6 protein-coding genes and 1 pseudogene are annotated in these 7,288 nt (G+C 72.0%); 6 read left to right on the forward strand and 1 reads right to left on the reverse strand.

Annotation, left to right across the window (positions count from 1 at the left end):
* The first annotated feature begins 140 nt into the window (after window positions 1–140).
* From U8525_RS33990 to U8525_RS34010, 5 genes are all read left to right on the forward strand, one after another.
* Complete coding sequence (locus U8525_RS33990; protein WP_374270897.1) at window positions 141–1,550, forward strand: hypothetical protein; 1,410 nt, start codon at window positions 141–143, stop codon at window positions 1,548–1,550.
* A gap of 70 nt (window positions 1,551–1,620) precedes the next feature.
* The gene (locus U8525_RS33995) at window positions 1,621–2,112 is read left to right on the forward strand and encodes a hypothetical protein (RefSeq protein ID WP_374270898.1); all 492 of its coding nucleotides are present in this window, start codon (window positions 1,621–1,623) and stop codon (window positions 2,110–2,112) included.
* Window positions 2,113–2,230: 118 nt separating this feature from the next.
* Entirely contained in the window at window positions 2,231–2,698 is a 468-nt protein-coding gene (locus U8525_RS34000) for a MarR family winged helix-turn-helix transcriptional regulator (protein WP_374270899.1), read from the forward strand.
* A 41-nt stretch (window positions 2,699–2,739) separates the two neighbouring features.
* Window positions 2,740–4,050 (forward strand): homogentisate 1,2-dioxygenase, encoded by a 1,311-nt coding sequence (hmgA, locus tag U8525_RS34005; RefSeq protein WP_374270900.1) that lies wholly within the window; start codon window positions 2,740–2,742, stop codon window positions 4,048–4,050.
* Entirely contained in the window at window positions 4,047–5,051 is a 1,005-nt protein-coding gene (locus U8525_RS34010; protein WP_374270901.1) for a fumarylacetoacetate hydrolase family protein, read from the forward strand. Before hmgA ends, U8525_RS34010 begins: the two co-directional genes overlap by 4 nt.
* Window positions 5,052–5,141: 90 nt before the next feature.
* On the opposite strand, the gene U8525_RS34015 is transcribed toward U8525_RS34010, so the two are convergent.
* On the reverse strand, window positions 5,142–6,467 hold the full coding sequence (locus U8525_RS34015; protein WP_374270902.1) for a porin: 1,326 nt from the start codon (window positions 6,465–6,467) through the stop codon (window positions 5,142–5,144).
* A gap of 335 nt (window positions 6,468–6,802) precedes the next feature.
* Between U8525_RS34015 and U8525_RS34020 the strand changes: the two are divergent.
* A pseudogene (locus tag U8525_RS34020) lies at window positions 6,803–7,288 on the forward strand (alkaline phosphatase); the annotation flags it as partial.

The raw sequence follows: 7,288 nt of genomic DNA on the forward strand, positions 1-7,288 counted from the left end.
CCCCCGCGCGGGTTTCTGGGGCGGCAGCAGTCCGGCCAGCCGCTCCCATTGGGCGTCCGTCAGCTCTCCTCGGCTCATGCCCTTCTAACACCCGGCTGCGCTCGATTTATTTGCGGACACGCCCTAGACGCGCGGCCCTCATGACGGCTCAACTCCTGACGCTTCCCCTCCTGCTCCTCCTGGGCCAGGCCCTTGAAGCCACCACGTCCACCGAGCCGCCCTTCCAGGCGCGCCTGTCCTTCCAGGCCGCCGACGAGGACGTCGATGCGGAGGGCTCGAGCACGGCCTTCCACGCGGCACTGGAAGGACACACGCCGGAGCTCGCGTCGGGCCTGCGCGCGGAGGCCACGCTGTCGTTCTTCCTCTCCACGCCGTACACCCCGGGCATCGTCTTGCAGGACTTCGGCAGCAACCTGCGGCTGCGCTACCGGCCCTCGGGCTGGGAGAGCGGAGAGGGCCTCGTCGTGGCGGTCCACCCCGTGAGCACGTCGCGGCTCCATATGGGCTTCACCTGGCCGGTCACCTGGGAACGGCAGGCCTTTCCCCGCCGCTCCGGGGTTCCGACCGGGAGCGAGTCCGCGCTGGAGCTGCGCCTGTCCCGGCGGCACTGGGATGCCTTCGTGGCACTCAAGTCCGCCAACATGCTCGATGACCTGAGCCTGAACGTCTCACGCCGCTACGCCCTGCTCGCGGGCGGCTTCGTGGACGTCGCGCCCGAGCTGCGACTGGCCGCGAAGGGGACCGCGTTCAACCGGGGACCGATCCCCTCCGCCGCGGAGGTCGGCTACGAAGTGCACGCTCCCGTGTACGGAGCTTCGCTGGGCGCGGCCTGGCACCGGGGTGCGCCCGTGGGGAACAACGTGGACCTCGCGCTGTACCAGGACGACCCGACCTTCTTCGAGCGCTTCTTCCAGCCGGAGACGTACCCGGGAGGCTTCGGCGCGTCGGTGTCGCTGGAGGGCAGCCTCGTATCCCAGGGGCTGTTGAATCCGGACGGCTTCATGGAGCGGACCATGCAGACGGGGGGCGCGGGAGCCTTGGAGGCGCGGGTGAAGCAGGGCTTCTGGCGCGCGCACGCGCTGGCCTATGTCCGCACGCTCTCCTTCATCCAGGGGGACGTCCCCGGGTTCCCTCCGTACCGGGACTTCCCGCGCGACTCGGAGACCCGCGCGGAGGTGTCCGCCACCCTGAGCAGCGACTACCACCTCCAGGACTGGGGGCTGACGCCCGGGCTGCTCGTGCGCATCACCCGCCCCGCCTCACTTCGGAACGCGCCGGTGCTCCCCACGGACCGCCACTACACCGCTGTGTTCCAGCGGCCCAACGTGATCAGCCTCCTGCCCGAAGGCGACGACCCGGGGCTGGTGGTGACCGTGAAGGCCACGGCCCGCTGGGACCTGGGGGCCATCGTCGGCGTGCTGGCGGAGGTCTCCTACGCGCACGACCCGAACCGGACCCTCTTCGAGGATGACGTCACGGGCATGGCCCAGCCCGTTCGCCAGCCCGCGAACGCCGTGGGCGCCAACGTGCTGCTCCAAGCGCGCTTCTGACGCTGGAAGTCAGGACGGGGGCGATTGGCGTCCGCGCGCGACTGGGTGCGAGGATGGCGCTCTGCCCACCATGCCCCCTGCTTCCCCCCGTCCCCTCCCCGAGGCCGTCGCGACCGACGCCCCCGTCGTCCCGCTCGTCCAGCCCGCCGCCCGGCTCATGGCCCACGCGGCGGCGTGGCTGATGCTGGTGGGCCTGCTCACCGGCGGCTACGTCTCCGCGGCCATGACGGGCAAGGTGCCCGCGGATCCGCACATGGCGCTCGCCGCGCACCTGAACGCGCTGATGGGCACGTTCTTCCTCCTGGGCGTCGCGTGGACCCTGCCCATGCTGCGCTATGGCCCCGCGGGCCAGCGGCGCCTGGCCTGGGCGGTCATCGTGGCCAACTGGGCCAACTGGGGCATCACCTGCGTGAAGGCGTGGCTGCGCGTGTCCGGCGTGGACCTCATCGGACAGCCCACCAACGACGCCGTGTTCGGCGCGCTCACGGTGTCGGTGGTGCTCCCCGCGCTCGTCGCCGCTGGCGCGTGGGTGTATGGCTTCCGCCGCGCCGGGGCGCGCTGAGGTCAGGGCGCGGTGCGGGTGAGCGCGATGTCGGCGTTCGCCGGTGCCACCTCCGGAGCGCTGGCCCCCCAGACAGCCATCATTCGCGGGCACCGCGCTGGCTATAGTCCCCCGCCCGATGAAGAAAGCACGCGCCGCGCGCCTCACCCTGGATGACTTCCTCCCCTATCGCCTGTCGGTCGCGGACAACGTCGTGAGCCAGCGCATCGCGCGCGTCTACGCGGCCGAGGACGGCCTCTCCACCCAGGAGTGGCGCCTCATCGCCGTGCTGGGCGAGGACGGGGAGCGCTCGCAGTTGGAGCTCGTCCGGCGCACGCGGATGGACAAGGTGCCGGTGAGCCGCGCCGCGCGCTCGTTGGAGGAGCGCGGCCTGGTGCGGCGCGCCACGAGCCAGAGCGACGCCCGCTCGCGGCGCCTGACGCTGACCGCCTCGGGGCGCAGGCTCTACCAGCGGGTGGCCCCCGCCGCGCTCGACGCGGAGGCGGAGGTGCTCGCGGAGCTGTCGTCCGCTGAACGCGCGGTGCTGCGCTCGCTGCTGGAGCGCGTGGAGCGCGCCGCCATCCGGGCGCTCAAGCCTGGCCCCTGAGCCTTGCCGCGTTGGTTACATCTGTTACTATTTCGGGCGCCATGGAAAACGTCCGCCACCTGACAGGCTTTGGGAACGAGCACGCATCGGAGGCTGTCCCCGGTGCGCTTCCAGTGGGCCAGAACACGCCCCAGCGCGTCGCGTTCGGCCTCTACGCCGAGCAGCTCTCCGGCACCGCGTTCACCGCGCCGCGCGGCGTGAACCGGCGCACGTGGCTGTACCGGCTGCGGCCCAGCGCGGGCCACCCGGCGTACCGGCAGGTGGACGCCCGCACGCTGAAGAGCGGACCGTTCCGGGAGGTGCCGCCCTCGCCCAACCGCCTGCGCTGGAGCCCCACCCCGCTGCCCACCACGCCCACCCCGTTCGTGGACGGCCTGTTCACGCTGGGCGGCAACGGCTCCCCATCCGAGGGCGCGGGCGCGGCGGTGCACCTCTACGCGGCGACGGTGTCCATGACGGACACGGCGTTCTTCAACGCGGACGGCGAGCTGCTCATCGTCCCGCAGACGGGGGCGCTGCGCATCGTCACGGAGCTGGGCGTGCTGGAGGTCCCGCCCGGCTACGTCGCGCTGATCCCCCGCGGCATGCGCATGCGGGTGGAGCTGCCCGGGGGCCCCTCGCGCGGCTACGTCTGTGAGAACTACGGCGCGGGGTTCCGGCTCCCGGAGCTGGGGCCCATCGGGTCCAACGGCCTGGCCAACCCGCGCGACTTCGTGGCGCCGCACGCGGCGTATGAAGACGTGGAGCGCCCCACCCGCCTGGTGCAGAAGTTCCAGGGGAACCTCTGGGAGACGACGCTGGACCACTCGCCGTTCGACGTCGTGGCCTGGCACGGCAACAACGTGCCGTACACGTACGACCTGGCGCGCTTCAACACCCTCAACACGGTGAGCTTCGACCACCCGGATCCGTCCATCTTCACCGTGCTCACGTCGCCCAGCGACACGCCGGGGACGGCGAACTGCGACTTCGTCATCTTCCCGCCCCGGTGGATGGTCGCGGAGCACACCTTCCGGCCGCCCTGGTTCCACCGCAACGTGATGAGCGAGCTGATGGGCCTGGTCCACGGCGTCTACGACGCCAAGGCGGACGCGTTCCTGCCCGGCGGTGCGTCGCTGCACAACTGCATGAGCGCCCACGGCCCCGACCGCAAGACGTACGAGGCGGCCGTCGCCGCGGAGCTGACGCCGAAGAAGATCGACAACACGCTCGCCTTCATGTTCGAGACCCGCTGGGTCATCGCGCCCACGCGCCAGGCCATGGAGAGCGCCGCCCTCCAGAAGGACTACGACGCGTGCTGGGCGGACCTGCCCAAGGCGAACCTGTCCTCCACGGGGGGCGGCCAGCCGTGAAGCTCGCCTCACTCCACGCGGGAAGGGACGGGCGGCTCGTCGTCGTGACGAGGGACCTGTCCCGGCAGGCGGACGCGTCCGCCATCGCGCCCACGCTCCAGGCCGCGCTGGATGACTGGGACCGCCACGCGCCGGCCCTGCGAGCGCTGTCGGAGCGGCTGGAGCGCGGCGAGGTACCGGGAGCGCTCTTCGACCCCACCCGGTGCGCGGCGCCCCTGCCCCGCGCCTACCAGTGGGCGGACGGCTCCGCGTACGTGAACCACGTGGAGCTGGTGCGCAAGGCGCGTGGCGCGGAGCTCCCGCCCTCCTTCTGGACCGACCCCTTGATGTACCAGGGCGGCTCCGACGGCTTCCTGGGGCCGTGCCAGCCCATCCCGCTCGCCGACGAGGCGTGGGGCTGCGACCTGGAGGGCGAGGTCGTGGTGGTGACGCGCGACGTGCCGCTGGGCGCCACGCGCGAGCAGGCGCTGGGCGCGGTCGTGCTGGTGGGGCTGGTCAACGACGTGTCGCTGCGCAACCTCATCCCGGGGGAGCTGGCGAAGGGCTTCGGCTTCTTCCAGTCCAAGCCCGCGTCGGCGCTCTCGCCGGTGTTCGTCACACCGGACGAGCTGGGCCCCGCGTGGCGGGAGGGCAAGCTGCACCGGCGCCTGGAGGTCTTCCTCGACGGCGAGCCCTTCGGCCGCGCGGACGCGGGCGTGGACATGACCTTCGACTTCGGCGCGCTGGTGGCGCACGCGGCGAAGACGCGCTCGCTGGGCGCGGGCAGCCTCATCGGCTCCGGCACCGTGTCCAACCGGGGACCGGACGGCGGCCCCGGCAAGCCCGTGCGGGACGGCGGCGCGGGCTACTCGTGCATCGCGGAGGTGCGCGTGGTGGAGACGCTGCGCGACGGCGCGCCCCGGACGCCCTTCCTCAAGCGCGGCAACCGGGTGCGCATCGAGATGCGGGACGACGCGGGGGCCAGCATCTTCGGCGCCATCGATCAGGTGGTCGGAGGGTAGGCGGGGAAAAGGAGTTCCTGCGCCGCGGGCACGGGTGCGTCTTCGGCGTGCTCGCCCTGGAGAGCGAGCCGGTGGACCCGCGGCGGTGACTCAGTAATTGAACTGGAGCTGGAGGCGCGTCACGTGTCCCTGCTCCTGTTCATACGGGTAGCGCGAGGAGGTGCGGTCCGCGATGACGTAGGCCGCCGTCAGCTCCAGGGCCTTCCAGGGCTGCCACTCCGCGCCCAGCTCCAGCTCGCGCACGTCGTAGCGGGGCGCGTTGGTCTCGAACTTCTTGCCGCCCTGGTAGAGCGTGCCGCGCACGTAGGGGATGAGCGACACGCCCACCACCCCATCCAGCTTGTACATGAGCTGCGCGTAGCCGCCCTGGAGGTCGCGGCTGTCGATGCGCAGCGCCTCGTCCGGACCCGAGCCCAGCGACGGCCCACGCCCCAGGTTGTATTCCGCCAGGAAGCCCAGGGGCTGCGGGTAGATCATCAGGCTGACGATGGCGCGGGCATCCACCAGGTTGGGGCCGCGCGCGAGCGCATAGGCCGCTTCGTCGCGCGGGGACGCGCCGAGGTTGAAGCGGCCGTAGTAGCCGCCCGCGCCGACCTCCACGTACTGGGAGCCGAAGAGGAACGGCCAGGTGACGCGCGCGACGGCGTGGGGGCTGTTGTTGCGCTCGGCGCGGTTGGCCGTCTGGCCGTTGTAGACGCCCAGGCCGACGACACCATAGTCGCCAGAGCCCTTGAGGCCGCTGTCGACGAGGAACTGGAAGCGCTCGCGGATGTGCGCGGGCGCCCAGTAGAAGAACACGCCCAGGTCGCGCTCGTCCTTCAGCGCGCTGTTGATGGCGTCGTTGCGATCCAACGCCAGGCGGTTCTGGCTGGACTGGAGGTTCTCGAAGCCGAAGGGCACCTTCGACTGGCCCACGCGGAAGCGGAACTCCTTCGCCGTGTCGACGAAGATGTCCGCGTACCAGTCCCGCATGAGGGTGACGTTGTACTGGTCACCGATGACGGAGGCGAAGTCCGGCTGAAGGTAGACGGACACGTGCGGGTGCACGTCCCCGGAGATGACCAGCCGCGCGCGGCGGATGCCAAAGCCGGTGTCCTTGCCCAGGAAGCGGTCGCCCTGCTCGTTGATGAGCGAGTCGTTCACCCGGAAGCTGGGCAGCCGGTTGTAGCGGACCTGCGTGTAGCCCCGGAGGCGGAGCGTCTCGTACCAGGGCTTGTCCTTCTTTTCCTCCTCGGGAGGCGGCAGCGCGGCGGCGGGCACGGGCGTGGAGGGCTCCGCGGGCGGCGGGGCTTCCCCGGTGGGGGCGGACCCGGGCGGAGTCTCCTGGGCCAGCGCCAGGGCGGAGGAGGAGAAGAACAGCGCGGTACCAGCCAGCAGGGCCTGAAGGACGGAGCGGTGGGACGAGGCGAAGGTCATGGGTCGGCGGAACCGGGCGGGGAACGGGGAGGGACCCGCCCGGTCCCAAGGTGACACCCCCGTTACAGAAGAGCGCGGCCAACCGCCACACAGCGCCCCCGGATGTTGCGACGCCGTCACCGGCGCGGTCGCCCTGTCACGGGAACGAGCGAATCACGTCACACATTCGTGACCCCCTCTACCGAGTCATTTCACGGGGTTGGCCCGGAATCAGCGGGGCGAGGCAACCGGCGTGACGCGCCCGCGACAATCCCCCTCGAGCGGCGTTCGTCCGCTCCCCGGTCGCCGTCCGCCCGGGCCCGCACCGGGTGTCCCCGTCACCCGAGAGAAGCGACATGACCACGATTGGAAAGCCCGGTTCGCGCACCCCCTCGTCCCCCGTGAGCGCGCAGCCGGCGAAGGCGCCCGCCACGGCGAAGCCCAGCGCGGTGAAGACCGCCGTCGCCCAGCGGATGAAGGACGGCTTCGACGCGGCCCCGCGGACGGGCAGCGCGTCCCGGCCGGTGCTGTCCGCGGAGCTCCGCTCCGGTGAGGGCGCGGCGGGCATCGGGGCCGCGGCGGGTCAGGCCGCGGGCAAGGCGGCCACCGGCAGCCTCAGGGCCGCGGCGGGTCAGGCCGCGGGCAAGGCGGCCACTGGCAGCCTCGGGGCCGCGGCGGGTCAGGCCGCGGGCCGCGTGGCCAGCGCTATCGCCGGGCCGCAGGTGAGCACGAACGCGGACGGGCGCACGGTGGTGGACCTGGGGGCGGGGAACAACACGGCGACGGTGTCGCAGGGGAAGGACGGCGGGCTGACCATCAAGTCCGGCAGCGACACGGTGACG

Origin of the sequence: Corallococcus sp. RDP092CA (assembly GCF_041903675.1) — a bacterium.
GTDB lineage: Bacteria > Myxococcota > Myxococcia > Myxococcales > Myxococcaceae > Corallococcus.

What these genes read in the sequence shown, in the direction of transcription:
- hmgA (WP_374270900.1), top strand. Translation starts at nt 2,740, where the DNA reads ATGGAAAACGTCCGCCACCTGACAGGCTTTGGGAACGAGCACGCATCG.
- U8525_RS33995 (WP_374270898.1), top strand. Translation starts at nt 1,621, where the DNA reads ATGCCCCCTGCTTCCCCCCGTCCCCTCCCCGAGGCCGTCGCGACCGAC.
- U8525_RS33990 (WP_374270897.1), top strand. Translation starts at nt 141, where the DNA reads ATGACGGCTCAACTCCTGACGCTTCCCCTCCTGCTCCTCCTGGGCCAG.
- U8525_RS34000 (WP_374270899.1), top strand. Translation starts at nt 2,231, where the DNA reads ATGAAGAAAGCACGCGCCGCGCGCCTCACCCTGGATGACTTCCTCCCC.
- U8525_RS34015 (WP_374270902.1), bottom strand. Translation starts at nt 6,467, where the DNA reads ATGACCTTCGCCTCGTCCCACCGCTCCGTCCTTCAGGCCCTGCTGGCT.